At 58.7% G+C, this 26,042-nt stretch carries 23 protein-coding genes; 12 read left to right on the top strand and 11 right to left on the bottom strand.

The genetic code is table 11. The features are described from left to right. The first annotated feature begins 355 nt into the window (after positions 1-355). Entirely contained in the window at positions 356-1,585 is a 1,230-nt protein-coding gene (locus EXE50_RS08920) for a site-specific integrase (protein ID WP_053770063.1), read from the top strand. A 134-nt stretch (positions 1,586-1,719) separates the two neighbouring features. Here EXE50_RS08920 and EXE50_RS08915 read toward each other — a convergent pair whose 3' ends face one another. The 4 genes from EXE50_RS08915 to EXE50_RS08900 form a co-directional block, all read right to left on the bottom strand. Continuing rightward, positions 1,720-2,958, bottom strand: coding sequence for an RNA-guided endonuclease TnpB family protein (locus EXE50_RS08915; RefSeq protein ID WP_137704845.1), 1,239 nt, complete (start codon positions 2,956-2,958; stop codon positions 1,720-1,722). Then, positions 2,955-3,344: an IS200/IS605 family transposase gene (tnpA, locus tag EXE50_RS08910; RefSeq protein ID WP_053770061.1), complete on the bottom strand. Its 390-nt coding sequence runs from the start codon at positions 3,342-3,344 to the stop codon at positions 2,955-2,957. Before tnpA ends, EXE50_RS08915 begins: the two co-directional genes overlap by 4 nt. A gap of 142 nt (positions 3,345-3,486) precedes the next feature. After that, complete coding sequence (locus EXE50_RS08905; RefSeq protein WP_053770060.1) at positions 3,487-3,921, bottom strand: hypothetical protein; 435 nt, start codon at positions 3,919-3,921, stop codon at positions 3,487-3,489. After that, on the bottom strand, positions 3,921-4,802 hold the full coding sequence (locus tag EXE50_RS08900; protein WP_137704844.1) for a ParA family protein: 882 nt from the start codon (positions 4,800-4,802) through the stop codon (positions 3,921-3,923). Before EXE50_RS08900 ends, EXE50_RS08905 begins: the two co-directional genes overlap by 1 nt. 688 nt (positions 4,803-5,490) lie before the next feature. On the opposite strand from EXE50_RS08900, the gene uvsE reads away from it, so the two are divergent. After that, positions 5,491-6,387 (top strand): UV DNA damage repair endonuclease UvsE, encoded by an 897-nt coding sequence (gene uvsE / locus EXE50_RS08895; protein WP_053770058.1) that lies wholly within the window; start codon positions 5,491-5,493, stop codon positions 6,385-6,387. A 782-nt stretch (positions 6,388-7,169) separates the two neighbouring features. Here the strand turns inward: uvsE and EXE50_RS08885 are convergent. After that, complete coding sequence (locus EXE50_RS08885; protein ID WP_137704843.1) at positions 7,170-7,604, bottom strand: hypothetical protein; 435 nt, start codon at positions 7,602-7,604, stop codon at positions 7,170-7,172. Positions 7,605-7,854: 250 nt separating this feature from the next. Here EXE50_RS08885 and EXE50_RS08880 point away from each other — a divergent pair, with 250 nt between their 5' ends. The 3 genes from EXE50_RS08880 to EXE50_RS08870 all read left to right on the top strand — a co-directional run bounded on the left by EXE50_RS08880 (position 7,855) and on the right by EXE50_RS08870 (position 11,516). Then, positions 7,855-9,909: a cryptochrome/deoxyribodipyrimidine photo-lyase family protein gene (locus tag EXE50_RS08880; RefSeq protein ID WP_137704842.1), complete on the top strand. Its 2,055-nt coding sequence runs from the start codon at positions 7,855-7,857 to the stop codon at positions 9,907-9,909. Between the two features lie 257 nt (positions 9,910-10,166). Continuing rightward, positions 10,167-10,490 (top strand): hypothetical protein, encoded by a 324-nt coding sequence (locus EXE50_RS08875; protein WP_077152232.1) that lies wholly within the window; start codon positions 10,167-10,169, stop codon positions 10,488-10,490. Between the two features lie 624 nt (positions 10,491-11,114). Next, the gene (locus EXE50_RS08870; RefSeq protein ID WP_077152231.1) at positions 11,115-11,516 is read left to right on the top strand and encodes a DUF4864 domain-containing protein; all 402 of its coding nucleotides are present in this window, start codon (positions 11,115-11,117) and stop codon (positions 11,514-11,516) included. A 34-nt stretch (positions 11,517-11,550) separates the two neighbouring features. Here EXE50_RS08870 and EXE50_RS08865 read toward each other — a convergent pair whose 3' ends face one another. Continuing rightward, the gene (locus EXE50_RS08865; protein ID WP_053770056.1) at positions 11,551-11,871 is read right to left on the bottom strand and encodes a hypothetical protein; all 321 of its coding nucleotides are present in this window, start codon (positions 11,869-11,871) and stop codon (positions 11,551-11,553) included. A 345-nt stretch (positions 11,872-12,216) separates the two neighbouring features. Between EXE50_RS08865 and EXE50_RS08860 the strand changes: the two genes are divergently transcribed. Beyond that, a complete protein-coding gene (locus EXE50_RS08860) occupies positions 12,217-13,389 on the top strand; it encodes a tubulin/FtsZ family protein (RefSeq protein WP_082356834.1) in 1,173 nt (390 codons plus the stop codon). A 12-nt stretch (positions 13,390-13,401) separates the two neighbouring features. On the opposite strand, the gene EXE50_RS08855 is transcribed toward EXE50_RS08860, so the two are convergent. Together EXE50_RS08855 and EXE50_RS17150 are read right to left on the bottom strand one after the other, a co-directional pair. After that, positions 13,402-14,202, bottom strand: coding sequence for an SWIM zinc finger domain-containing protein (locus tag EXE50_RS08855; RefSeq protein ID WP_137704841.1), 801 nt, complete (start codon positions 14,200-14,202; stop codon positions 13,402-13,404). Positions 14,203-14,385: 183 nt separating this feature from the next. Further along, entirely contained in the window at positions 14,386-14,532 is a 147-nt protein-coding gene (locus tag EXE50_RS17150; RefSeq protein WP_158293658.1) for a hypothetical protein, read from the bottom strand. Positions 14,533-14,664: 132 nt separating this feature from the next. On the opposite strand from EXE50_RS17150, the gene EXE50_RS08850 reads away from it, so the two are divergent. The 5 genes from EXE50_RS08850 (at position 14,665) to EXE50_RS08830 (ending at position 19,514) form a co-directional block, all read left to right on the top strand. Further along, entirely contained in the window at positions 14,665-15,090 is a 426-nt protein-coding gene (locus EXE50_RS08850) for an ArsR family transcriptional regulator (protein ID WP_137704840.1), read from the top strand. 295 nt (positions 15,091-15,385) lie between these two features. Beyond that, the gene (locus EXE50_RS08845; protein ID WP_137704839.1) at positions 15,386-16,162 is read left to right on the top strand and encodes an ABC transporter ATP-binding protein; all 777 of its coding nucleotides are present in this window, start codon (positions 15,386-15,388) and stop codon (positions 16,160-16,162) included. After that, positions 16,159-17,769: a hypothetical protein gene (locus EXE50_RS08840; protein ID WP_137704838.1), complete on the top strand. Its 1,611-nt coding sequence runs from the start codon at positions 16,159-16,161 to the stop codon at positions 17,767-17,769. Before EXE50_RS08845 ends, EXE50_RS08840 begins: the two co-directional genes overlap by 4 nt. Before the next feature lie 30 nt (positions 17,770-17,799). Then, the gene (locus EXE50_RS08835; RefSeq protein WP_137704837.1) at positions 17,800-18,069 is read left to right on the top strand and encodes a hypothetical protein; all 270 of its coding nucleotides are present in this window, start codon (positions 17,800-17,802) and stop codon (positions 18,067-18,069) included. A gap of 122 nt (positions 18,070-18,191) precedes the next feature. Next, positions 18,192-19,514: an RNA-guided endonuclease TnpB family protein gene (locus EXE50_RS08830; RefSeq protein ID WP_137704836.1), complete on the top strand. Its 1,323-nt coding sequence runs from the start codon at positions 18,192-18,194 to the stop codon at positions 19,512-19,514. Between the two features lie 64 nt (positions 19,515-19,578). On the opposite strand, the gene EXE50_RS08825 is transcribed toward EXE50_RS08830, so the two are convergent. Both EXE50_RS08825 and EXE50_RS17955 read right to left on the bottom strand, forming a co-directional pair. Next, positions 19,579-19,950, bottom strand: a complete 372-nt coding sequence (locus EXE50_RS08825; RefSeq protein ID WP_053770049.1) for a hypothetical protein — start codon at positions 19,948-19,950, stop codon at positions 19,579-19,581. Further along, positions 19,943-20,317, bottom strand: coding sequence for a hypothetical protein (locus EXE50_RS17955; RefSeq protein WP_321167086.1), 375 nt, complete (start codon positions 20,315-20,317; stop codon positions 19,943-19,945). Before EXE50_RS17955 ends, EXE50_RS08825 begins: the two co-directional genes overlap by 8 nt. Here EXE50_RS17955 and EXE50_RS08815 point away from each other — a divergent pair. Continuing rightward, a complete protein-coding gene (locus EXE50_RS08815) occupies positions 20,243-23,944 on the top strand; it encodes a hypothetical protein (protein ID WP_321167085.1) in 3,702 nt (1,233 codons plus the stop codon). The two genes, EXE50_RS17955 and EXE50_RS08815, sit on opposite strands and share 75 nt — an antisense overlap. A 1,508-nt stretch (positions 23,945-25,452) precedes the next feature. Here the strand turns inward: EXE50_RS08815 and EXE50_RS17145 are convergent. Beyond that, positions 25,453-25,623, bottom strand: a complete 171-nt coding sequence (locus tag EXE50_RS17145; RefSeq protein ID WP_158293657.1) for a hypothetical protein — start codon at positions 25,621-25,623, stop codon at positions 25,453-25,455. Between the last annotated feature and the right edge of the window lie 419 nt (positions 25,624-26,042).

The following is a 26,042-nucleotide window of genomic DNA, read 5'->3' as shown; positions in this document are numbered from 1 at the left end:
GGTTAGCGCGCCGTCTGAGTGGCTACACTATTGGATGTCTCGAAAATTCGCCCTTACGATTGGAAGTGTGACAATAATGGCCGCTTGGAGAGTGATCTGGAGCAGTTTTCGCTGACCGAATCGGCCAAATTCGCGCATCACAGGCCCGCTAAACCCACTGTAGTCTCAACTTCCCCCGCCCATATTCTGTATAGCGACATGCAATTTACAACACGAAGAATCTAGCCTATTTGTCCGTAATCAGCCGCTAGACGGGTTATTGGGGCGATATTGAAAATTTTGCCATCTACTTTGGATTAGTCGAGTAGTCACAAGTAAATTTTTGAGGGTCGCCGCCGTCGGTGAAGCTGAATCGATGGCACCGCCAGCTGATGGCCCGCAACCCAGGGAAATGACCGGCGATACAGCACTCGACGAGCCGCTGCCTGATTTCCTCGACGCTAAGGCGAAGACGATCGAAGAAACAGATTCGCCTGAAGACGGGATCCACCGCTCAGGGAACTACGTTCAAGCGCTCGAACGCGTCGTCCCGGACTGGATTGAATGGATGGACAGTCGCGGGGTAACCACCCTGGAAGCGCTCGACAGCCGGCACCTCGCCCGATATGCTGGTCATCTCGCCCGGCGCGTGAACGCTCGACGGGCGAACGGTGATGCCGAGGGGATCACACCCGCTACTGCGTGGAACTACTACTCGCTCGTCTCTGCGTATCTCCATTATTGCCAGCAGTGGGAGTACATCGCAGAAAATCCGGCAGACACCGACCGGGCGAAAGACGAAATGCCTGACCGCCCCACGACGGATTCTGGGCAACAACAGTTCTGGTCTCAGCAACAGCGTGAGACCATTGTCTCGTACGTCGACGAACGAGCACACGATGCCATTGATGCGGATCCTCGGAGTCGAGAGGCACTCACAGCCGCTCGTGACCGGGCGCTTGTCTACGTCCTCGGATTTTCAGGTGTCCGTGGCGCTGAGGTTCTGGCTGCCAGTCGCGATGACCGGCGGACTGGGATTACGTGGGCAGACATCGATACTGACCAGGAAATTCTGACGGTGCTTGGAAAGAGCCAGAAAGTCGAGAAGGCACCGTTAACTGACCGTCCTGTCAGGGCTCTCAGCCGCTGGCAGACGCTCTTAGACCCGCCTGCCGAGACGTGGCCCGTGTTCCCTTCGTTCCACCTTGCCTCATTGCGAGAGGCCGCACGGAGCCAGCTTCAGGACCGTGGAGTCGATACTGAGACGATTGACACAGTCACCAGCCTCAGCACGGCTGATCTCGCCGATGCCTTCCGCGAGCGAGACCTTACGCCACCGGCGTTAACCACTGAGGGCGGTCGGTACACGCTTAAGAAGCTCTCTCAAGAAGCTGCTGTGGATTGTTCAGCCGATCCAAAAGACTATCTGACGCTCCATGGCGCCCGCCGCGGTGTTGGGGAGGCATACTACGACGAGGCAGGATTCAGTGACGCACAACGCGCCCTCCGACACGAGGATCCGTCGACGACGTCGAAGATGTACGCTCACAAGGAAGCTAGCGAACTGTCCGACGTCGGCAGCGAGATCTTCTCATCTGAAGAGTAGTGTTCGTCTTGCCGTCTAGCGATCAGCGGGAGAATGAATAAACCACTTACTGCGATTTGACCTCCTCCCGCGCCTAAAGACGCGGGAATCCCACCACGGGATTTCAGGCCGAGCGTCTGCTCAACCCTACGGTTTCAAGACGCATTCGTTCCACGCGTCCCTTGCTGGGTTTCAGCATCGGCGTGGGTGTCTTGTGGGGCGGTCAAACGCCCCCCATCCTCAGCCGAGTCATCGTCATTCTCGTGTTCTCTGAAACGACTCTCTCCGCTGAGGTAGCGGTCTGCGATGTTTATCGCGCCGTTCACGTCCGCTTGGTACTCGCCCATCCAGCAAGCGTCGTTCGTACACTTGAACGTCGCCTGTCGCGGGCGGTATCCTACCTCACCGCACGCATGGCACTCCTTCGAGGTGTTGCGCGGGTTCACCGTCTCCACCGGGATACCCTTCTCGACGGCTTTGTATCGAATCTGTGCGTGGAGTTTGGCGAATCCCCATCCGTGGAGACGCCGGTTCATATACTCGCCGTAGTCCATCGACTCCCGTATGTATGTCAGGTCTTCCAGAACAAGCACGGGGTTCTCGACGGACTCGGCGTATTCCACGACTTCGCGGGTGACGCGGTGGAACACGTCGTCTATCTGGTTCCACAGTTCGTCACCGAACGATTCAGCGATACGCTCGCTTCCGCGCGTCTGAAGTCGCCTCGTGGCGGTGAAGTGGGTCTTGCGTAGCCGACGAACGGTCTTCCCCTCGTCGGCCCACAGTTCGGGAGCGGTCGGGCAACCGTGGTCGTCGCGGTGACACACCGTGACGAGCGACGCTTCCCCAATGTCGACACCGATGGGCGTCCGTTCTTCAGTGGACACCTCGGAACCATCCTCCACGTCGCGGGTGGCGGTGACGTGGAGGAACCACGTCCCGTCTCGCTCGAACAGCCGACTCTCACCCATCTCCGCGTCACCAGCGTTCAACGCTTCCAGCCAGTCTCGCTGTTCCGGATTCGGCTGTGCTGGCATCCAGAGGTGGTAGTCCTCGTGGTGCGGGATTTTGACGTACCACTCGATCGCGTTCTCGGGCTTGTGGTTAAGCCGTAACCCTTTGTTCGTGAAGCGAACAGGGTGGTCGTCGTGAAGTTCGCCCGCGTTGTAGGTCGTCGTGAGTTGCGGGACGTACTTCTTGAGCACGTTCTTGGCGTACCCGCTCAGGTCGTAGTTGACCACCACGTCGTTCGCTTCGGTCTGCGTGGTACATCGGGCGTCGAAGGCATCTTGGAGGGCGTGCTGGTACGCTTCTCGCGTCTCACGGAGTTTTCTCCGCTTGTGGGCGTTCGGCTCTACCAGTTTGAGTTCGAGCGTCTTCGTGAGTTCGGTCACGAATCGCCTTCCTTGTGTTGCTGGATGTAGTTCTCGACAGTCTCACTCGAAACGTGCCCGGCAGTCCCTGCGTAGTATCCTCGCACCCATCCGATTTTCTCGCCGTCGTGGTCGGCGTATCGATGGTTGTACTTGCGGGAAGAGATACCCTTGAACCAGTTGGCGAGGAGCGCCGGTTCGTTCTTGGGCGGACTACTGACGAACAGGTGAACGTGGTCGGGCTGTACGGTAAGGTCGAGAATTTCGACGCTTTTGTTGTCGGCTATTTCGTGGAGGATGGTCCGCACACGGTCTGCGACCTCGTTGACGAGTACCGAGTTGCGGTACTTCGGCAACCACACTATGTGGTAGTTGAGGTTGTAAGTCGCGTGCCGTGTGGTCTTCATCCGGTTGTATACTATAAGGCCACAGGATTTTAATACTGGCGGTGACTTGGTGGGAAATCGAGCAGTGGCGTCGTCGTTGGAAGTGTACGCTATTGTCTGCTTGACCCCCGCGTAAAGACGGGGGTATGCGCTCGTATTTCTATCATTCCAGATTGTACCCCCACTCTTGGAGGACGTCAACGACATCGTCTGTGTGTTGGAGTCCGACCAATAACGCTGCTTCCCGGAGATCGGCTTTTCGAACGCTCTCTCCAAGCCGGGCCTCGATGAGGGATTTCTGTTTCCGCTGAACGTTCATCGTCTCCTCTTGGAGGTGAAGCTGGACCGTCTGGTCGCGGCCGTCAGTGATGCTATTTCGCCGGAGAACCCAGGGGATCTCTCTCGCTGAAGTGCTGTTCGTACCGCTTTCGACTGTATCGTCAGCTTCGGTCTCGATCTCCACTTCGGTCGATCGCTCTTCCGAGCTGCCGTCCTCATTACCTACGGTCTCCTCCTCGAACTCAGGCCCGCTGTCAGCATCTTCCTCTTCCTCCTCATCGTCCCACCCGTTGACGGTGCCTTCCTTGAATCCCCCCATCAGACAGTCACCTCCTCAGGATCGTCTAATGCGCCTGGTTCTGGCGGGGACGGGGCAGTAATTCCGCCTTGGGTCTCGAGGAATCGAGCAATCCGATCGAACTTGGCCAGTGTCTCAACTTCGTAATCACGACGCCGACTCCGGTGCGTTCGTACGAATTCGAATGCACTACACTGGTGTCGCCAACATCCTTCCATCATTGATGTCCGATCGCCGATAACCTCAGGCACCTCGAACGGCACCTCTTCGACGATCTCGTTCTGGTCTTTCGTCCCTTTGAACTCGATCGGGACCGCACCGAGGACGCCGACGTCAATACTCAATTCGTTCGCGAAGTTTGTCGCCAGCTCTTCTAGGCCCTCAACAGATGCTTCCCCCTTCGCCGATGGCTCAAACGGAATGAGGAGGTTTCGCGTCGCGTAAATCGCATTATAGAGGTGATCTGACTCTGTCGCTGGCGGGTCACAGACGAGAACGTCATATCGGTCCGGTACATCGTTTTCAGCCAGTACACGGCGGAGCTGCGCATAGATGTTGTACGCGTCGCCGAAATCCTCTGCCCGGCTCTTTTCGCGAGCAAGGTGGTCTGAGAGGTCCGAGAGCGTGTTGTGCTCCGGGATGATGTCGATTCCCTCAGCCGTTCGAATCAGGTCATCGAACTCTCCACCAGGGTTATCGACGAGATGTCGAACAAGACTATCTGCGGACGAATCACTCCGATCGTCGTCGACATCGAACAGACGACTCAGATTGCCGTCTTGTGGGTCTAGCGGGATCACTAAGACATCAAGCCCTGCTCGGGCGTGCGCACAGGCGACGTTCGCTGTCAACGACGTCTTGCCGACGCCGCCTGCCTCGCTGTAAACCGTGTACGAGAGCATACCAAATTATTAGATACGCATCAAATAAATCTATGCCAGACACATTTCTGAGATAGGTTTCTTAGATTTCTCAGATACTAATATGTCTAAGACAGCTTAGATTGCTATCTAAGATTTCTCATAACATTCGCTCGTCGCAGCCCACGTAGAATAGACGTTGTGATTCTGCTCGCAACCCGGACTTTCACCTGGTTTCGCATACAACCGAGGAAGTCGCTTTCTGGAACGTATCTCTAAGTTGTATTTCTGAGACACCTGACTAAGACACTTAACTAAGATAGATGTCTAAGATAGACGCTTAAGATATTTTTCACTGCCACGCTAAAATCACTAATTGGGTTCGAGGTCTCTTTTGACCGGGAGGCTCCAGATCTACCGACATATCTGATCGTGAATGAAGTTTGGGCCTTGGTAACCTCGCGATTGGGGTGCGGACAGTTTCAGGTACGGTCGTGGGGTCAGCTTCTGGAAAGAAGGAGGCACATCTGATAGTTTCCATCAATCTATTTGATCAGTGGATTAGACAGTCAGAAAAACTGGTGACGGTATAGAAGCCTAATCGTGTTGTTGCAAACATCCCCGATCGACCTCCGACACGAGCGTTTGTTCTGGCAGGAAGGTCGGTACGGCGACTGCCCGCAGGCACTACGTCGCACAAAATAAACGACCACAGTCGTTAGCAGACACAATGATAGGCTATCCAGGACTGAACCGGACACTCCGCGACCGCGATCCGCCGGTGCGATGTACACGCGGTATGCAGAAACAGACGTTCGAAGAACGCGGTCTCTCGTATGTCTCGACGCTCGCACAACAGAACCTGACTGACTTGTATGAGCTACTCACGTGGAATCTCGAGCATGAGATTCGAACGTACCGTTGTACGTCGTCGCTGATCCCGTGGAACTCTCAGTTTAAACTCTCCGAACTCCCTGAATACGAAGAAATCCGCCGCCTTGCGCGTCGCTGTGGCAATCTCATCAAAGAGACCGACATGCGGCTTACGTTCCACCCTGACTACTGGTGTAAGCCGGCGAGTGACTCAGCAGATACCCGTGACCGCGCTCGAACGGCGTTAGAGTACCACGCTGACTGGTTTGACCTGCTAGGGCTCCCAGTTACACCGTACTACGGTATCACAGTCCACATCGGTGCGACGTACGGCGACGTTGAGGCAACTGCCGAGCGCTTCCACGCATTCGTCGATAGCCTGTCGGATGCCGCACGAGCGCGGCTGACCGTCGAAAACGACGACAAGGAAACCCTGTGGAGCGTTTCAGAGCTCGTGGAACTGATTAGCGAGCCAACTGATGTTCCGGTGGTGTTTGATTACCACCACCACTCGTTTGCTGACCGCGGCTACACGTACCGTGAGGCCTTCGAACTCGCAGCAGAGACCTGGGGTGATGTCCGGCCGATGGCACACTACTCCGAGCCGGCTTGTCTGCGTGACCCGGCCGTACGCCCACAAGCGCACGCCGAGTTTGTCGTGGACCTGCCAGCATGGCTAGTGGCGAACAGCGACGTTGTGATCGAAGCAGACGGTAAGGAACAAGCCGTGTTACGACTTCGTGACGATGCGTAGGTCGGCCGTGCCGCATGCGAGATTCCCAAGAGCGTGATTCAGCGGCCTAGTGCCCAGCACCACACAGTGCTCATCAACGATAGCAATCAGGCAGTCCCGTCTTTTGTCAGACTCTGTAGCGTTTCGACCGCTTCGTCACACCACTCCGAGCAGTCGGTTGTGTAGCAGTGAAGACGGCGGCAAAACGTTGCTGACGGTGTTCCGCTTACAGAAACAATTGGGTCCGTTCGTTGCTCCCATGAGAGCGTCCACGAGGCATCCGGTTCGATCCGAAGATATATTATAGTCTTACTCACGCTTTCGAGGTCCGAGACTGAGTGGTGTTGCCTCCCGGCAACGGTTGTGTCGTCGACGACTACTGACGCCGTCGATGGAACCGCGTCAAGCGCACGGGCCGCTTCGACGAACTGCGACCGGCCCCCAGCTTTCCACGTCAATGTCCGATGAGTCGCAAACGTTTCGACGTGGATCACCGGATCGACAGGAATCTTCCGCGGGCCGTCAGCTGGCGTGTTTCCTGGCATCTTTTTTTATTGGTCACACCGGCGAGGCATCTCAATTGTGGCGCACGCCGATCGATTCAACTGTCGAACTCAGGTATTTATCCCCCATCGACCGCGACGTTCTCCCTGCTGATGTAGTCGGCCGCATCACTCAAAAAGAATCGCAGCGGAGCAGCAACATCCTCGAACGAGGCAGGACGCCCTCGCGGGAGCGTGTCCACGCCTCCCTCTGTACTTGAGGCCCGCACATGACGCGGTTGGCAGTTGACGTGCGGCTCACTAACCCAGACGGCTGTCAGCCTTCGAGAGTAATACGTAGTCACCAGTGAGCTTGTCGTGTCGGTACACCCCACAACTGGGGCCACTCCCGGTCTGTGTGTTCGACTGGATGACCACGCTTGGCCGACCTGGTGTCTCCTCGCGGACAATCCGTCCAATTACTGGAAGTCCGCGCATGGCCGCGTAATATAGCTTGTCCCCGTCGAACTGCGATATTTCGCTGGTGAATTCTGACGAGAAGTGGTCTGGAAGCGCGTCGTCAGTGACTGCGTGGATGTCCTCTATTGAATCCGACTCCGTGCCCGTCAGGTGTTGGACGTCGCTGATGTCGGGGGCTAGTCCGTAGTCGAAAAACGCTGCCTCAGCGTCATCAATGACATCTAGTAGTGCGTTCCGATCGGGCGAAACGAGACTGAGATGCGTAGTTACCGGCATGGACGGAAGTGGGTAGGCCGTTTCGCGTTGTTGTCGCCACTCGTTGGCGAGTCGCGTGACGCCCAAAGGCTAGAAGTTGAGCACCAGTTCATATTATAATATCCGGCCCCATGCGGATACTCGTTACGGCCTGCCAATCGATACGCCAAGCCCCAACCGCGCGCTTGACACGCTGACAGCCGACATCGTCGGGACTTCGGTTGACCGGCCGACGCATTAAAACGCTGTCCCAGCAATATTATTAATGTGAATGCCGGGCGATACCGAACGCGAGACTGAGCGCTCGGCGTCTGTAGATAGCGACGAACTGTCACAGCCAACGAGTCCGCTGTCGGCAGATATTCCGACGCCAGACGCGGTCTGCGATGCCGCCAACCCGACGGGTATCGTTGTGTGGCACCGGAAACACCTCCGCGTGGAAGATCAGCTGGCAGTGTCGCGTGCGGTCGCTGATGGTGACGTGTTCTGCCCGCTGTTTGTGTTCGACCCAACGTTCTACGCGGACAGCGGCCTCGCGTGTGACGCTCGGGTCCGCTTGTTTGAGGAAGCGGTTACAAGCCTCGACCGACTGTATGCCGCGGCACCTCCTAACGCGACGCACGTGGCTGCGACGGATTCAGCAGCGCGGCTCGCCGACACGCTGGATTCATCGCCGCCTACGACCGAGGCTGTCAGTGAGCAGCCGGAGACACTCCAACGACCGGACGCGCCAGGTTTGACGCTCGGGTACGGCGATCCAGTCGATATCCTGTCTCGCTTCGTTGATCGCGGCTGGCATATCATCACGATGGCGACCCCCACCAGTCGCTATGGTCAGCGGCGAGACGAGCGTGTGCGGGACGTGTGTGGCGACGCAGTCACGTTTGTCTCCGGTGACGGACTCGTCCGCGATGAAGAGTGGCCGCGGTCGAACTGGCAGACACAAATCACCGAGTGGCTCGCGGCCGATCAACACACGCCAGGGTGGGACGACCACAACACAGTCCGAGTCAGTATCCGCACTGGCGTTACGCCGGCAGCGGTTGACCGCCACTTCGACGTCTCCCCCGCGAAGACGCAGGTTCCGGTGGGAACCCACCGGGCAGCGATGACTACATTACGAGAGTTCACTGACCGCGTCCGGTCGTACCCGAGCAACATCTCAGCACCGCAGGACGCTCGTGACGGCACAAGCGGGCTCTCGCCGTACCTCAACTTCGGCCTGCTCTCGGTCCGGCAGGCACACCAGTATGTCGCCGATAATGCGCCGTCGTGCCGGGGAGCAGATATGTTTGAGAGCCGGCTCGTCTGGAACCTCCATTACAGCCAGAAGCTTGTCGACTGGCCGGGTTGGACTGAGCAGGCGGTCAATCCGGCGTTTGAAGACCGTAATGAGGCATTTCACGACCCCGAGCTTGTGACCGCGTGGAAACGCGGACAGACCGGGTTCCCGATGGTCGACGCATCGATGCGATGTCTCAAGGAAACCGGATGGCTCAACTTCCGGATGCGCGCGATGTGTGCGTCATTTTTCACCCACGTTCTTCATCAACCGTGGTGGATCGGCGCCGACTGGTATCACCACCATCTCATTGACAGCGATGTCGGCATCAACTACACGCAGTGGCAGAGCCAGGCGGGGCTCATCGGCAAGCCGTCACAGCGGGTGTACAATCCTCGGAAGCAGGTCCGCGATCAAGACCCTGATGGCGACTGGATCACGCGATGGATTCCCGAGCTCGCCGACCTGCCCAGTGAGTTCCTTGATCAACCCGAGAAGGCGCCGCTTGCCGTCCAGCAGGAATGTGGGGTCCACGTCGGTGAGGTGTACCCGCGTCCGGTTGTCGACTTCGAGGCGCGCCGCGAACAGTTCTGGTCGCGGTATGAGGCCCAGCGGCCCGAGGCCGCGCGAGAGCTTCGACGCCCAGCGATCGCAAAGCGGGCCTCATTCTCCGGCGGCTATAGCGCTGCGCGGGCCATCGCGGACAAACACGGGACAGTCGAGGCCGACGCTCCAGACGGAACGCAGGCCTCGCTCGGTGACCTCGCCGACACAGACACCGCCACTGCTGAGACCGAGGGAGCCGCAGCGACGCCACCGCAAACGAACACGGCGGAGCCGGTCAACCCGACAGTGACTGATCCACGTGAATCAAGTACGCAGACGACGATTCCAACGGGAGCGGGCCGGAACGCCGGTGAACCGTCGCCGGACGACCGCGCAGCGGTGTCGGGCCAACGCCGAGATAGTGAGGAAGGTGCTGAGCGTGACGAAGAGAGAGACGTGCGGTCCACCGGACAAACGAGATTCGGTGACTTCGAATGACAAGCGCTTCAGTGGCTCGTTGACAGCACGCGCCGTCACGACCGTCCTCATCAGCTCTCAGCGGTGCCACCAGAGGAGCAGCCGACTTGGTCTCGCCGTTAAACCCTCGAATCGATACCCAGTAGCGAGGGCTTCGATGGTGACCGCAAGCTATCTTGTGCCGATTCTGTGACCCGGGTGAAACGCTCTGCGGGTACAGTAGGTGCCCGGTTGGAAGACGCCGACACTGGTTTGTGCGTGACGACCGAACAACTTGTATGTCCACCACAAGCGTCGCAACAGCGGCGAATCCAAGAGTGCTGGTCAACGAGCTTCCAGCGGCGCCTGGCGACTGGGACCGAAACGAAGAGCCCGGCGGGATCGTCGAGTACCGACTTCCAGACGAGGAAAGTCCCTGTACTGCGGCGAAAATCGCAGTACGTCCTGATATCCTGAGTGACGCGGCTGTCCGACTCGTCCGTAAGCGCGGCTGTAGTGATGCGGGGAGCGACACATTCGATTCACTTGATGCCGCCGTAGACGCAGTCGGCCGAGAACTCAATCACGTTCTTGCGGCTGTCAACGAGGACAAGGCGCGGTAGGCACGGCTGCGGGCTCGGTCGTAGCTTTATTTCTAGCACCAGTGGATAGAGCGTGTGACGCCGGTCAGGTCGGTCACGACCAATATCGATATTTAAACGGGCGATAGACTATGAACTATGTCGACACGACGCACTGACGCCGCTTCGGCTACGTTGGTCGCACTCGTCGTTTGGCTCGCTGGACGACGAGAGGGGCTGTCTCCACGATCGATGCTTCGGCCGGTCCCGTTCTTTGGCGGTGCGGCCGTCGCGGTGCTTGTTGAGGCCGTGTTCGCACGGTGGCCAGACCGCATGGCTCGCTTCTGGCGCCGTCCAGCGATCCGCTTCGGTTCGCCTGTCGCACTTCTCGCCGCGACCCTGTCAGTAAAGCCTCGCAATGGCACGCCTCACGCGGTGACACTCGGAGGTCTCGCCGGCTACTTTGCGCTGCTCGTCGGGATTACGATGGGCGTCGTTCCTGAACCAAAACAGTGGTTTCAATGTGCCGGCCAGGACGCGAAGTTGGACCGCGACGACAGAAGTCACGGCCGCGACTAATCGGCTTCCATATCAGGTCCAACACTAAACTAGAGTCCGTTTCAGCGGACGATTAATGCCGCTCGCGACCCTAAGTCTGGCATTCAGATGGCTGAGCAGTACGCAATAGCGGAGTTCCCAACGCCAAGCCCCACGTACGATCCCGGCCGGGTGGTCTCAATCCAACTCAAGGCACTAGCGACCAACGACGAGCCGTTCGAAGACACCGGTATCGGCGTCGCGTACAACTTCGCTTCCCCGGCGAACAGACGGACCACAGGCCCGTTTGACCGCTTCCGAAAGATGGTGCACAATCCACGGTATGCTCCCATGATCGACCACGTCGAGGCAACGACAGGCCCCGTTGAGCGTGACGACGATGATGCCACACAGCGCGTCACGCTGACCGGTCCCAACGGGCGGACAGTGACATACGTTTTCAGATTATCGCGACGTCGACCCGGCGAACTCGATGAGCACTGGCTGACAGACAGCGTCGTTCAAGCGTAGCCTGACCGACTGCCTGTGGACGCTTGTGTCTGAGTCACTGACCCCGCCACTCGAGTGATTGCCGATTTAGCGCCTCAACGGTCCGCTTTCCACCTTTGAGCATCCTCTCGGCGATCTCGATCGCCTCACGCAGTTCCTCGATTGACAATTGCTCGTATGCGGGAGTTCCATCGATGTGGTCGTACCAGACTCCTTGGAACAGTGTGTCCAGCACCACACGGGCAAAACAGTGGTCTTGGTGAATCGGCCAGTCGCCGGCCTCGGCTGCCGCCTCGGGGAGTGCCTCGGTAACCCGTTGGAGATATCTCTTGCGTAAGAGCGTGATGTCGTCGCCGCCGAGCGTTTGTTGGCCCATTCGACACTCGGGATATGAGCCCCAGTATTAATACGGCTTTCCCCACCACCCAACTGTCTCCGTTGGAGTCCTATTGAACAAACAGTCTGTTGGGATCGATATTCCTGACCCCTTTGACTTGCTGAACAATGGCGTCAATACCTGTCTGAACACTGTTTTATTCTCAGCGGATGTATTGTCGCCGACATGGCTGGCTTCCGTCTCCTGGTCACCGACCTTCGAGAGATACTCTCAGGGGCACGTATGAGATACCGACGCTTTTCGTATGTCAACATCTTCACTCCGATATTTTGAGCTTCTAACCTTTATGTGTCTAACCTGCGTATCTACACGTGGTGTGTTCACATGAAACTCGCATTGATCGGGGTCGGACAGGCGGGTGGGAAGGTGGTCGACGAATTCTTGGCCTACGACGCACGGACAGGCGCAGATATTGTTCGTGGAGCGATCGCTGTCAACACGGCGAAAGCAGATCTCCAAGGAATTGACCACCTCTCGAAAGACCGCCGGATCCTGATTGGTCAATCGCGAGTGAAGGGCCATGGTGTGGGCGCAGATAACGAACTCGGCGCAGAGGTGGCCGAAGAAGACATCGATGAGATCCAGGGAGCGCTCGACGATGTGCCGGTCCACGAGATCGATGCGTTCCTCGTCGTTGCGGGGCTTGGTGGCGGGACGGGGTCGGGTGGGGCACCCGTGATCGCCGAGAACCTCAAGCGGATCTACACCGAACCTGTGTATGGACTCGGTATCCTGCCCGGCAGCAACGAGGGCGGGATCTACACGCTGAACGCCGCTCGGTCGCTCAAGACGTTTGTCGATGAGGTGGACAACCTCATGCTGTTCGACAACGACGCGTGGCGCAGTTCGGGTGAATCCGTTGAGGAGGGGTTCGATGTGATCAACGAGGAGCTGGTCCAGCGGTTTGGCGTGCTCTTCAGTGCGGGCGAGATAACCGAAGGAAACGACATCGCCGAGAGTGTGGTCGACTCCTCGGAGATTATTAACACGCTCAAAGGGGGTGGGATCTCCTCACTGGGCTATGCCGACGTTGAGGTAGACGAACCAGAGCGGAAGGGGTTGCTCTCGCGACTTCGTGGCGATTCGAATTTTGGGATCGACAGTACAGAGGCGACCAACCGGATCACGAGCCTCGTCCGGAAAGCGACGCTGGGTCGACTCACCTTACCCTGTGAGGTGAACGGGACAGAGCGGGCGTTGCTTGTGGTTGCCGGCCCCCCGGAGTATCTCAATCGAAAAGGCATCGAGCACGGTCGCAAGTGGCTCGAAGAACAGACCGGCTCGATGGAGGTCCGAGGTGGTGACTATCCGCGGCGTGGAGAAGGGACGGTCGCAGCGCTCGTACTGCTCGGCGGCGTGACGAACGTCCCGCGAGTGAAAGAACTCCAGCAGGTCGCAATCGAAGCACAACAGAATCTCGGGGAGATCACTGACGAGAGCGAGGACCGTTTCTCGGAGCTGATGGATAGCGACGGGGAGCTGGAGTCGCTGTTTTGAGATCGTGGTGGTCTATTCGTCGTATCGATCTTCGAGGGCGTCGAGTGCTCGCCAGAACTGCCTGTTGTTAATCTCTGACTCTGTTGATGCCCGTGTTTCCAAAACACCCGCGTACGTCTCGAAGTCCTCGGCGTTGGAATCAGCCGCCACTACACAGTCGATGTATCCATCGAGAGCTGTCTGGAGCGTCTGTGCGTAGTGGTCGTAGGAACCGTCGATCCAAGTGAATTTCTCATCGACTTCTTCGAACACTGCTCGATAGACGGTCGCAGCGGCGAGGTATCGATCGCGCTCACGGCACTGTTCGGCAATATCGAAGAATCGGGAGAAGTCGATCGCTTCGAACACGACCGGGTCGGCGTGTTGCTCGAACAAGTGGCTAATCTCTTGTCGATACTCATCGACCGATTTGTGTTCGTCACCGAACTGAGCGAGAAACTGTTCTCGGGCCCTGTTGTGTGTGGCGAGAATTTCACGGACAAACGTACGCAGCTCTTCGTCAGAGACGTCCGCAAGGACGGAGTCGATACGCTCACTCCCGTCTTCTGGCGGATCGTCTGCGACAGCGAGGAGTACCGCGACGACGTGTTTACAGTCGCCTTGGCCGTCGTACGGACATGTACACCGGGTCTCAAGACTTTGGCCACCGAATTTGACAGTCACGTCGTAGGGGTTCGATCCACTGACGACTGCTGAAATGCGCTCGTCGAACCGGTTGAGCTGCTGAATCCGTCCCTCCTTGCGATAGGTTTGTCCCCGCTCAAACACGGGGTCGGTACATCGGTCTCGGATGGTTTCTGTGTCGATGTTCATACGGAACACGTCCGAAATTATCCTACTGGGATCTCGGTACTCACGTCATACTCGTGACCACCACCGTTCAAAAGCGTCGTCTTCGAGGTCTTTAGCGGTCACGGGCCCGAGAGCGGGTCACTGAGTGCCGGGATAGGATGGAAAACAGACTCTGGGGCTCCCTCTATGTGTCATCAGTATTCGCTACCAATTCTGAAACGGCCTGATAAATCGTCCGAGGCTCTCATGCATCGGGTTCTGGATTGCCTCGATCCGTTCTGGTGTGAGCGTCTCTCCCGGCTGATCACCCAATTTGTCGATGACGGCACGGGTCGCGTCGTCGTTGGCCATACTGTATAGGATTCACCACCGCCACCTAACGGTACGGAAATCCGACCAGAAGTGGAATACGCGAGCACTCTGGCTACCACTTCGATTTTCGACGAAATGGTTATATCGCCGGGAGACAAACACTAATACACAATGTCCCGGCCTGACGCCACCCCGCTCACCCCAGCCGAGAGTTCAGCCGGACTCGATCCGATCGCAGCGTTGAGTGCCCTCGACGACACGACCCGTGCGAATATCATCGGGGTCATCGTCGGTCACCCGAAAGGCGCGCCCTCGAAGAAAGAACTCGAATACTACAATCCGAGTATCGCAGCGTCGACGCTCACCGACCATCTCATCCGGCTAAAAGAAGTGGGACTGATCGAGGCCATCGAACGGGATCGTGAGGGGCTCGAACGGGGTCATCCATACCGGTTCTTTCAGCTGACCGACGCCGCTCGCGAACTGTTCGACCGAAACAACCTCTTTGAGCCCGACGCATACCGAGAACTATTCGCCGAAGTCGAGAAAACAGACGAAATCGAGGCCGCAGAGGAGGTCGAGCGGCCGAACAGATGAAACTGAAATCCACCGCAAGGCGTACGTTCTGCCGGACAGAGAACTCGACGTCTGGGATATTCCGGAAGTAGAACCAGCGCAGAGCAGACAAGAGAGATCAGTCTCGATTTCGATCTAGAACAGATGAATCGAACAGAAGGCACGTATCAATTCTATCCTCCAAGGCCGTACAGAAGCGACTACGCCCCCTAATCACGTCGTTATCTACCCATGCGGCATCACCCCCGATACGTATGATCGGAAGATGATTCCGAAACGCATAGACGACCGGTTCGAGAAATGACATCCGTTACGTATGCCCTCCACCCACAACGAATCCGCCATTCTGGCGACCGATCTCCGGAAGAGCTACGGCTCAGAAGTTGCTCTCGACAGTCTCACGCTCGACATCCCGCATGGGACCGTCTACGGCTTTCTTGGCCCGAACGGTGCGGGGAAGACGACGACGATGCGGCTCCTTACCGGTCTCAGCGATCCGGACGGCGGATCGGTACGCGTCTGTGGCGTCGACCCAAGCGACCGGCGTGCGATCGCCGGTCGGGTCGGCTATCTCCCTGAGACGCCACCGCTGTACGACGAGTTCAGCGCCCGCGAGCAGCTCGAATACGTCGCCGATCTTCGCGACATTTCGCGGTCCGTTGCCCGCGAGCGCATCGGTGAGTACCTCGACCAATTCGGGTTAGTTGGTGACGCAGACAGGCGGATCGACGGGTATTCGAAGGGAATGAAACAGAAGACCGCGTTCATACAGAGTGTCCTACACGACCCGGACGTCCTGTATCTAGACGAACCGACATCGGGGCTTGACCCCCGAGCGGCGCGAACCATCCGGGAATCGATCACCGCGTTCGCCGACGCAGGAACCACGGTGTTCCTCTCGACACACATTCTCCCGGTCGTCGAAGCCGTCGCCGACGAGGTCGGGGTGTTGTTCGACGGGAGACTCGTCGCCGAGGGGACGCCCGCCGAAGTACAGGCCCGTGCGGAGACCGGCGAGAGCGGATCCCTCGAAGACGCGTTCCTCGCCGTCACGAGCGAACCCGAAACGGACGCGGCCTCCCAGAGAGAATGAGCGTCCGACAGGACGTTCGCCACGGGCTCCGAATTGGGCGGGCGGAGTTCGTCCGAAGCCTCCGTGGGTACCTCGGAAACCCCCGTCGAGTCCTTGGACTCCTGCTCACGGCGCTGTTCTTCGGCGGCGCGCTCCTGTTCGCGCTGCCGACGGCGTATGTGCTCGGGCAAACCGCGCGCTCCGTGGCGGCGGTCCCGTTCTTCGCGCCCGCTGCGACGCTCGTTCCTCTCAGTCTCCTGTCGATATCGGTGTTTCGGACCCTCGAACGGCTCGGACATATCGACGGTGCGGATTTCGTCCTGCTGGCGGTTCACCCGCGAGCAGTCGTTATCGGGCTCATCACAGCGGAGGTGGGGCGGCTCTCCCTGTGGTTCGGGATCCCGGTCGGGGCAGTGGTGGTCACATTCGCACTCGGAATGGGCTCGCCGCTGCTCGTTGCTTCGGGCGGGGCGGTCGCGCTGCCGCTCGTCTGCTGTGCCGCCGTCTGGGGGTACGCCGGGGGAATTGCTGTGTTGCGACTCCTGCGGCAACTCCCCAGCCTTCGCCGTCTCCTGAAAGCGGTGGGTGTCCTCGCGATGGTCGGACTCGTCGTCGCGTCACAGTTCGCCGGGCAGTTCATCGTCGAATCCGACCTCTCAGTGCAACGGCTGTTGTCGACAGTAGCGTTCGATCCCCTCGTGGAATACGTTGCGCTCGCGTTCGTCGGAACACCGGTCTCCAGACCGACTTCCTTAGGGGCGGTGGCGGTGTTCGCGGCGTTAATCGCTCTCACGCCGGTCGGTCTCGTCGTCTCGACTAAGCAGGTTTCCACGCTCTGGTTTACCGATTCGGTCGGTAACAACGAGTCGACGCAGGTGCGGCGATCGAGCGGCGGATTCTCTGCCCCACGACCGTTCGCATGGACTAAACCCGGTCGTATCGCGTGGGGGATTCTCGTGCGCGGTCGGCGTGATCCGGCGGAGTTGAGTCATCTGCTGATTGCCGTCTTTTTTATCGCACCGTTCGGGACGATGTTTCTCGAGTTTTCGGGCGACGCTCTCGGACCCCTCATCACTGGGGGCGGCGTCGTTCTCGCAACATACCTCTCAGGCGCTACCTTCGGGTTGAACCCGCTCGGTGACGAGCGGCCGCAACTACCGTTCCTTCTTCTTACCGAGACATCATCTGCAGATCTTGTCCGTGGACGGCTCCTCGCCGGCGTTGCGATTGGAGTGCCGATCGCTGTTCTCAGCTCGCTCGTCTCGATCGGTTTCGGTATAACGGTGCTTGAGGCGGTGGCGACCGCCGCCGTCGGAGTTGTGATGTGTCTCGCTGCGGCGATGTTCGCGGTCGGCATCGGCTCGGCGTACCCGATCTACGAGGAGCGCGAGTTCTGGGGGACGGAAACAGTCGTCCCGTCGACGCTCGTCATGATGGTGTACCTGTTCGTCGTGGGTGGCGGAACGGTTCTCGGGCTGTTCGTGACGTGGTTCGCCGTCACCGGAAACGTTGTGCTAACGCCCGTGTTCGGCGTGCTCTTCGGTACGTATCTGCTGTTGACGGTCGGCGTTTCGTACGGCTCCTACCGCTATGCGCTCCGGCGGCACCAACGCTATACCCTAACGTGACCCCGCCGGTCGTTTTAGACGAGCCGTCTGGTGAGCACACGTTCGCCGTTAAGTCGACCTCATTGCCGTGGCAAATCTTCGTTCTCTGACTTCGGCGACATCGAGGAGTTCTTCGAGGAAAGCCCATGGACGGTTGAGGACGAGAAAGACTTCGAAGAGATACCAGAAGATGGGTTCGATGCGTACGTCGAAGACACAACGATGTTCGCTACTTGGGAATCGATGCTCGGGAAGGCTGGAGAAAATGGATGGCAGACCAACTTGGGTTATAAATCGCAAGAAGAATACCCGCGCCTTTAGGCGCGGGATGAATCCGACAACCCGTTCAACAATCCACCGCCGATGGCAAGGCCGAATATTCCACGTTCTCAGCCGAACCTTTACAAGAAAAGCTCGTATAACAGGTTATACAGGCGTTCAGAATGCTGGAGGTCCACCGCACCCACCGCGCCAAAATTCTCAACCACAGTCAAGTGGCTGAGATACTCGACCGGCACGGGTGGAGCGCCAGCAAACTCTGGAACGTCGCCAACTACCACTCCCGAGAAGTCTGGGAAGAAACCGGGGAGATTCCCGATCACGGCGACCTCAAAGACGAGTTGAAGACTCACAACAAGTACAAGGGGCTACATTCGCAGTCCAGTCAGCGCGTTCTGGAGGAACTCGCTGAAGCCTTCAACTCGTGGTACGAAAAGAGGAAGTCCGACGACAGGGCGAATCCGCCCGGCTACCGCAAGCGCAACTACTACGATACCGACGGCAACCGCGTCCACGAAGAACACCCGCGTAGCACGGTATCGTGGAAGCAGAACGGCATCCGCCACGACACCAAGAACAATCGCGTGCGACTCTCGAAGGGCGCGAACCACAAGGAACACCCCCGAGCGCGGGAATACATCCTTGTTGAATACGAAACGCGCCCCGGCGTCACCGTCGAGAATCTTCAACAGGTTCGCGCCGTCTACTACCAAGCGAAGGAGCGGTGGGAACTCCACCTCGTCTGTACAGACGAGATCGAGACTCCCGCTGCTCCGGGTACCGAGACAGCGGGCATCGACCTCGGCATCAGCAACTTCGCCGCTGTCGCCTACAGTACCGAGGCCGCTGACCTGTACCCCGGAACCCGTCTGAAACAGGACGGGTACTACTTCCCGAAGGAAATTGCCAAGTGCGACGACAGCGGTGGTGAACGAGCTACACGTCTCCATGCGAAGTGGTCGGAACGCCGCACCCACTTCTTCCACGGTCTCGCCAAACACGTCGTCCAACGATGTATCGAGAAGGGTGTTGGCCGTATCAATGTCGGTAACTTGGAAGGCGTCCGTGAGGACGAGAACGGCAACTCGAAAAACTGGGGCAGGCACGGCAACCTCGATCTACACGGGTGGGCATTCGACCGCTTCACCAACATCCTCGAATACAAAGCGAAGGTCGAGGGGATCGAAGTTGTGGAAGTAGACGAGAGTGCCACGAGCAAGACGTGTTGTATGTGTGGGAGAAAGGAGGACAGCCAGCGCGTCGAGCGTGGCTTGTACGTCTGCGAGGAGTGCGATGCGGCGTTCAACGCGGACGTGAACGGAGCGGAGAACATCCGACTCAATATCAACGAGAAAAGTAACTCCGAGTCTCCCGGACAGCTGTTCGGAGATAGGCGTACCGGCTGGTTGGCACAGCCCGCAGTCCACCTATACGACTTGTCCAGCGGATTCCAACCGCAGGAACAAGTGGTAGACTGTAAACCCTAATATCCCAAATGCGGTCGGGATTCCTCCGCGTTCACGCGGAGGAGGATGTCAAAGATTATAACAGCTAGTCCTTGAGGCCGAGCTCTTCTTCAATCGACGTCCCGGAGAGCCCCGCCCGGATTACTTCTGGGTAGAACTTCTCGTTCTTTGGTAGCTGCTCGCCGTCTTCACGCTGCCACTCGACGTTGACCTCGGAGTAGCGGATGTCAAGTTCGTCGACGTCGTCGTCCGAGAGGTAGATTGTCCGCCCGTTCCAGTCCTCTCGCAGCACGAACCCCTCATCGCCGGGGGCGAGCGTGTCAGTCGTGTTGCCTGTTTCGGACGTTTCGATCGTGTCAGTCGTGTCAGTTGATGCGCCGAAACGGTCGGCAATGCCGCCCATCTTCTCCCCGGTCTTCCCCAGCTCCTCGCTAGCGTCGCCCTCGTCGTCAGTCATTAGCCTGCCCCACGAGTTCGTCGTCGACGAGCGCCGCAATCTCGGCGATCACCTCGGCCATGTCAGTGTCGAGCTCCTCGGCAGCAAAGATAGAGCGCTCCTGCGTAGCGATCGCTCGCTGGAGGTCGACTCGCTTGTACACGTCGAACACTGGGATGCCGAGTCCGTCCTCGAACTCGGCGTGGAGCTGCTCAAGCATCGCGTCGGCCTGCTTGTTGTGCTCGACGCGGTTTGCGACGATTCCGAGGATCCTGACTGTACCAAAGTACTCCCGAACGCTATCGATCTGCTTTTGCAGGCGATCGAGCCCCTGTACAGAGAGTGCCTCGGCGTACGCCGGGATGAGAACGCCATCACTCGCTACCAAGGCGTTGTCCGTGAGAACGTTGATACTCCCCCGTCCGAGAGTCGGAATGGATCAGAGGGGCGCACAGGCGCGCACAGCGAGGCCGGAGATCAAGACGACGCAGACACCACGCCCGACGCCGAGACGGAGACAGCGAACGTCGACGGCGCCGAGACGAACACTGGGGGCGAGGACAGCGCCGAGACAGACGCCGGAAGCGACACCGACCCGGACGACGGCGAGACAGAGCCGCCCGCAGACGACGTAGCCGACGCAGAGAGCGACGTCGACGACACACGCCCGACGGGACAAACCGCACCCGGCGAGCCGCGTGCCGAGCCTAACAGCACGCTCGTCGACGCCGACCCCACCGACCTTCGCTTGAGCCCCACGCCGGACCTCGGCGCAGTCCAAGCGTGTCTCGAGGAAGCCGCCCGCTTCTTCCACAGCCAGCTGGATACGACGATCGACAACAACGTTACGTGGAACGAGGAACAGGCGTTTGAGGCGGGCTACCGGAAACCCGAGACGCCCCGCGAGTACTTCACCGCGCTTGACGAGCCCGACCCGGCATACCCTGTTGAGCAGGATCCCGACGCTGCCGACGCGATGCCGCCGAGCGAAGACGCACAGACCGCCGGCATCCAGTCCACCGAAGACGCAGCCGAACGCATTGCCGAGCCCGAGGACTTCGCCGCCGACGAGCAGCCCTACCAGTATCTCGGCGCTGACCATCGGGGCTGGAGCGACGACCTCGTCGACGACAAGCAGCTCGGGTGGGCGCCTGCGTTCGGCAAGGAGTTGTTCTTCCACCTCGAGGAGCAGGGCTTCAGTCACCACACGATGGTCGCGACCGGGCTGTTCACATACCCGAACGACGCCTACGGCGAGAACGAAGAAGGCGAGGAGTACGTCGATTACACCACGATTGATGATCCTGACGATCCCGACGACCTCTCGTGTCTCTTCCGGGGGCGGTACATCTTCCCGTACTACGACGAGGACGGCAAGGTCGCCTTCTTCATCGGGCGCCAGCCTGACTTCGACACCGAACACGGCACGCACCCTGACGACTTCACGAAGGGGAAGTACGCCAAGCTCGCGACGACGAAGAACTACACCGTTGCCGACGAGCCGATCTACGGCCGGGAGACCATCGTTGAGGGCGAACCTCTCGCAATCACGGAGGGGATGGCCGACGCGATTACCGCTCACGCTCACGGGATTCCGTGTATCTCCCCGGTCACGAAGTCGTTCAAGATGAAGCACCGCGACGTACTCGCGGAGATCATCAAGCGCCGGGAGATCCCCGACGTGTACTTCCTCCAAGATTCGGACCCGCCAAAGCGGGTGGTATTGGCCGAAGAAGACCGCGACCACGACGAGCGGCAGTGTGAACGCGACATGAACATCCGCGAGTTGTTCTGTACCGGCGAGTTCCCCGGCGACGAGATGTTCACCCGGAAGCTGGTTCTCAAGGCCGCTCGCGACGGGACGCTCCAAGACAAACTCGACGATCAGGACATTTGCGTCGCGCCGCCGGCTGACGCCGACGTCGACGCCGACGAAAAAACGCCCATCACGGCCGAAGAAGTGCCTGTTCACCTGTTGGAGTCGGAAGACGAATTCCACGGGAAGGGCCCGATCAGCGAGGTCATCGAGATTCACCAGTACGGGCCCGGCGTGGACAGCGCCGTCAACATGGGTCGGGTGCTGGACACGCATACGCCGTCGCCGGACGATACGTTTACCGGGACGGTCCAAGCGGCCGCTGAGGTGTATCGCGAGGAAGTCCTCGAGGGCGACGCCGACCCCAACGAGGATGATCACGAGCTCTGGGAGGAAGTCGCGACGCGGCTCGGTATGATCGACGTCGACACCGAGACAGACGAGACTGCTGAGAGCGCCGACGCGGACGGACAGACGGCGCTGACACCCGACGAGGAGCCGACCCACCCTGACTACGGTGGAACCAATGTATGGCTCTTAGAGCTGCCGCAGTTTGGCGATGAGAAGCGCGACCTTGACGACTTCCTCCAAGAGGGTTGGCTCGCGCTCACGCCGCCGGCTGAGTGGGCGCTTCGACTGACGATGGGGAATGGCCCGACGACTACCGACGACGGGAGTGATGGACCGGCCACGGCCCCTGCGTGGATGCGGGCGCTCGCCGACCGGTCGAACCCAGTTGGCGAGTACCCAACCGGGATGGATCCGGCGTCGCTTGGCTACCCCACAGCCCACGATCTGCCCCAGACAGTCGGGGCGATCGACCGGACGGAAACGGGTGTGGATCTGCCCGTTCGTGACCCCCACATCATCCCGGCTGATCCCGACGCTGACACGGGGGCACTAACGGCCGCTCACAGGTGGCCTGTTGGCGACGCGAGTACGCTTCGTAGCGAGGGTAATGTTCTCGATCCTGTGCCTGAACAAAACGCGGTGTATCCACCCCTCTCGCTGTTCGGATTCATCCCGACTATCCACCCGTCTCAACACCCCGCCGCGACGGGCAACATTGGGGGGCTGGTGAACGACGCCAACACCGCGATGGACATCGACCCACAGGAGATCGAAGACCGGATCGAAGAAGGGGATTATCGCGAGCTCACTGGGAGCCACAACCCCCTCTGGAACCTCGACCTGCGCGACCTTGGACTCACGCCCGGATCCCGTGGGAAAAACCCCTTCGGTCACTTCGGTGAATCGGAGAACTACTTCGTCGTCATCGACGACGAAACTGCCTACTGCCACAAGCGCGAGGCACTCTATAACTTCCAACACTTTGCCCTCTGTGACATGGGCAAGCGCGACCCGAAGGATTCCGCGAGTGGTCAGAATCTCGATGATTTAGAGTACCTTCATCTGTGGACCTACGCTCGCCAGAACAACCTCGTTCCAGAGCACACGCCCATCCCCCTGAAGGGGCTTGTGGGATACGCGATCGAGCATGATTATTGCGAGCCTGACGACCTCGAACAATTCGGCGGGGATAGCGATGATTCCGACGATAATTCGGACGAACAGAATGCCGACTCGCCGGGCAGGAACAAAGCTGGGAAGCGCAACCTCAAGCTCCCGGATGATGTGTACTTCCCAGTTCTCAAAGATATCGAGGACACGACAGGATACACGCCCGCACGCCTCGCGGACAGTAGTGGATCCGGTGGTGACTCGGGCGGAGACGAGAGTAGTTCGACGACGCCTTCGGTCGACACAGAAGACGTTGCGTTCGACAGCATCCACCGCAAGTATGGCCAGCCGCTCATCGGGGACGACATGCCCGACCCACTGAAGCAGTTCCTCCGTCGTTACACCAACACGGAAGACGAGACGATCACGACCGACACCGACGAGACGGTGTTCGTTCCGAAGGCCGAACTCCGCGATGCGTTCAATTCGTGGGCGCAAATCTGCCTCCGGCACATTCATAACAGTACTGATACGTCGGTAGATGACGTGGCGATCCAAGAGTACGCTCCGGGTGCGTTCACCAGCCCACTGAAAGCGCAAGTCGACGTCGAACTGAAGGAAGGTCGGCCCGAACTTGAGGATGGTAGCCGGCCAACTGTCTGGTACGGAATTGAACTCACAGGAGAGGGCGAGAACCTCTTAGAGCTCAAAGGAAAGTTCTCCCTCGAGGACGAATAGCGACTTCACACGTACGCCTTCAACGTCAAGTTCTTCCTCTGACGTTCACCTTTCTCTGGTACATCTATCAACATTCATAGGTTTGTTTTAGCTCTGTAATCATCTGCGGTTCACCACTTACTGAATGTAGTGGCCTCAACTATGAGTTGGAATTTGACGACACACAGGTTTGCCATCAACCACCCAACCTCGGCTATTCTAGCGCAAACTTTTGCCTCGTCACAGGCGCTTATCTAGCCACTCCGCTACGTTTCTATTGAGCACAAACAACACTCAACAGTGCCTACTTTGGACCGGGGCGATACACCCCTTGACATAGATCTCAAAATCGCATTACAGCGGGCTATGTCAAGGGGGTAGATCCCCACCAGATGCCCAGTATAATTTCTCTAATTCTACCCTGTATACTATACTGTGAATTCACTCGGGGCTCATCTGGTTAATTCCAACATCCAATGTGCGGAATGTGGGAACATAGTAAAACCTGAAAATAACCATACGGGAAGTGCGTCAAGGGGGTCCAGCAGTATCGGAACTTACCCCCTTGACGCAAATCAAAATCGCATGACGGCAAAGGTGTACTGTGTGTTAAACTCTTAGAACAACCCTTATTTTCAATTTTTAGTACCATATCCCTGACTATTCGACCTTGAGCAGTGAAATTAATGTGACGGGGGCGGATTCTGACCGATTTACAACCCAATCTAGACCACCCCCTTGACATGGATTCAAAATCGCATGACGGCGGCGTGTGTCAAGGGGGTCTAACTCACATTATGGAACTACACACTAATATGACTCGCTCGCATACCTGAGCGTGTTCTAGAAAGCCGTTTCAGCCGGTTTCCGAGACCGACTTATTTTCACCCTCTCAGAACACCCCCGATTTTGCCAGCGGCGTCTGAGATATACCGGGTAATACCCCCTCTGGGTGGGGGGTGTTCAGGCCCAAGGGCCAAGAGTAAGATGCCTGATACAGCAGGCAACCGGAATCACCCCAGCAGTCCCCTGAAGGGGACATGAAGAGACAGGGTCTCAGACAGAAGCACCACCAGCTGGATGACCACCACGATCGAGACTGACCGCAGCGGGCAGTCGGCCAGCAAGACGGGGACACCACTACACGGCGGTCGGCACTGCCACCGCCTCATCGACACTGCGTGACTCACGAATCCTCTCAGAATCTCGAAATAGTCTCAACACACTTCCCCACGGGTCAGGTGGACCCCGGACGCAACACGACTCGTCGTCTCGATGACCGCGATCGACACAGCTGACTCCACATCTCCTGACGGTCGATGACCGCCACCGGGACAGTCCCCTCGAGGGTCAGTCGACTGCCGTCGACACGCCGTCCGATCCACAGACGAGAGACTCCCTCAACACACCGGCTGTCGACCAGTCTCTCACCGCCGAGTCGTGGCTGTGGTGACTATTTCAGGAACCTGATGAGTCAGCCGACAGTCGGCCCTACCTCAGATGCCGACCGGCTGTCACCACCGCCACGATCACACGCCGTGTGGAACGGCTTCGACCCCGGCGGGATTCTCACCTCCGACGTCGGTGACCGGCTCTGCTGATCCCCTCGTCCGGGTGGGCTTGTCGATGCGACTCGACTCGTCGATCTCGACTCGCGGCGTCTCCCGACCGAGGGTCACGACGTGGTCACCAGTCGGCATCGACACCGCCTCTCCTCGAGGCCACAGACGCGGCGACCAGTCGCTGCTTCACCATCGATGGGCATCGGCTCGGATCCGACGATCAGGATCCACAGCGAGGTAGACCTCTCAGTATTCTGATGATGACGCTGTCGGCCGTCACCAGCGACGGATCGCCACCACCACAGACACGGCAGGTGACCGCTTCGAGCCTGACAGCCGACGGGGACCGAACGGTGTCGGGTCCACCCCACCAACAGTGGTTGCGACCGACACGCCTCGAGGGCAGCTGGCCGTCGCACTGCTGGGTAGGTTGCCCCCACCTCGACGACTCCCTCTTGGCGGGAGTCCTCGCCAACATCCCCACCGGGAATCTCTCAGCAATCTGGTATACAGAATGGCGTCCACGAGCCACCCACCTTCGGTGGGGCCTCTTTCTG

It is taken from the genome of Halorubrum sp. ARQ200 (assembly GCF_005435115.1).
In the GTDB taxonomy this organism is placed as follows: domain Archaea; phylum Halobacteriota; class Halobacteria; order Halobacteriales; family Haloferacaceae; genus Halorubrum; species Halorubrum tropicale.
This window is presented reverse-complemented; position numbering and strand designations above follow the sequence as displayed.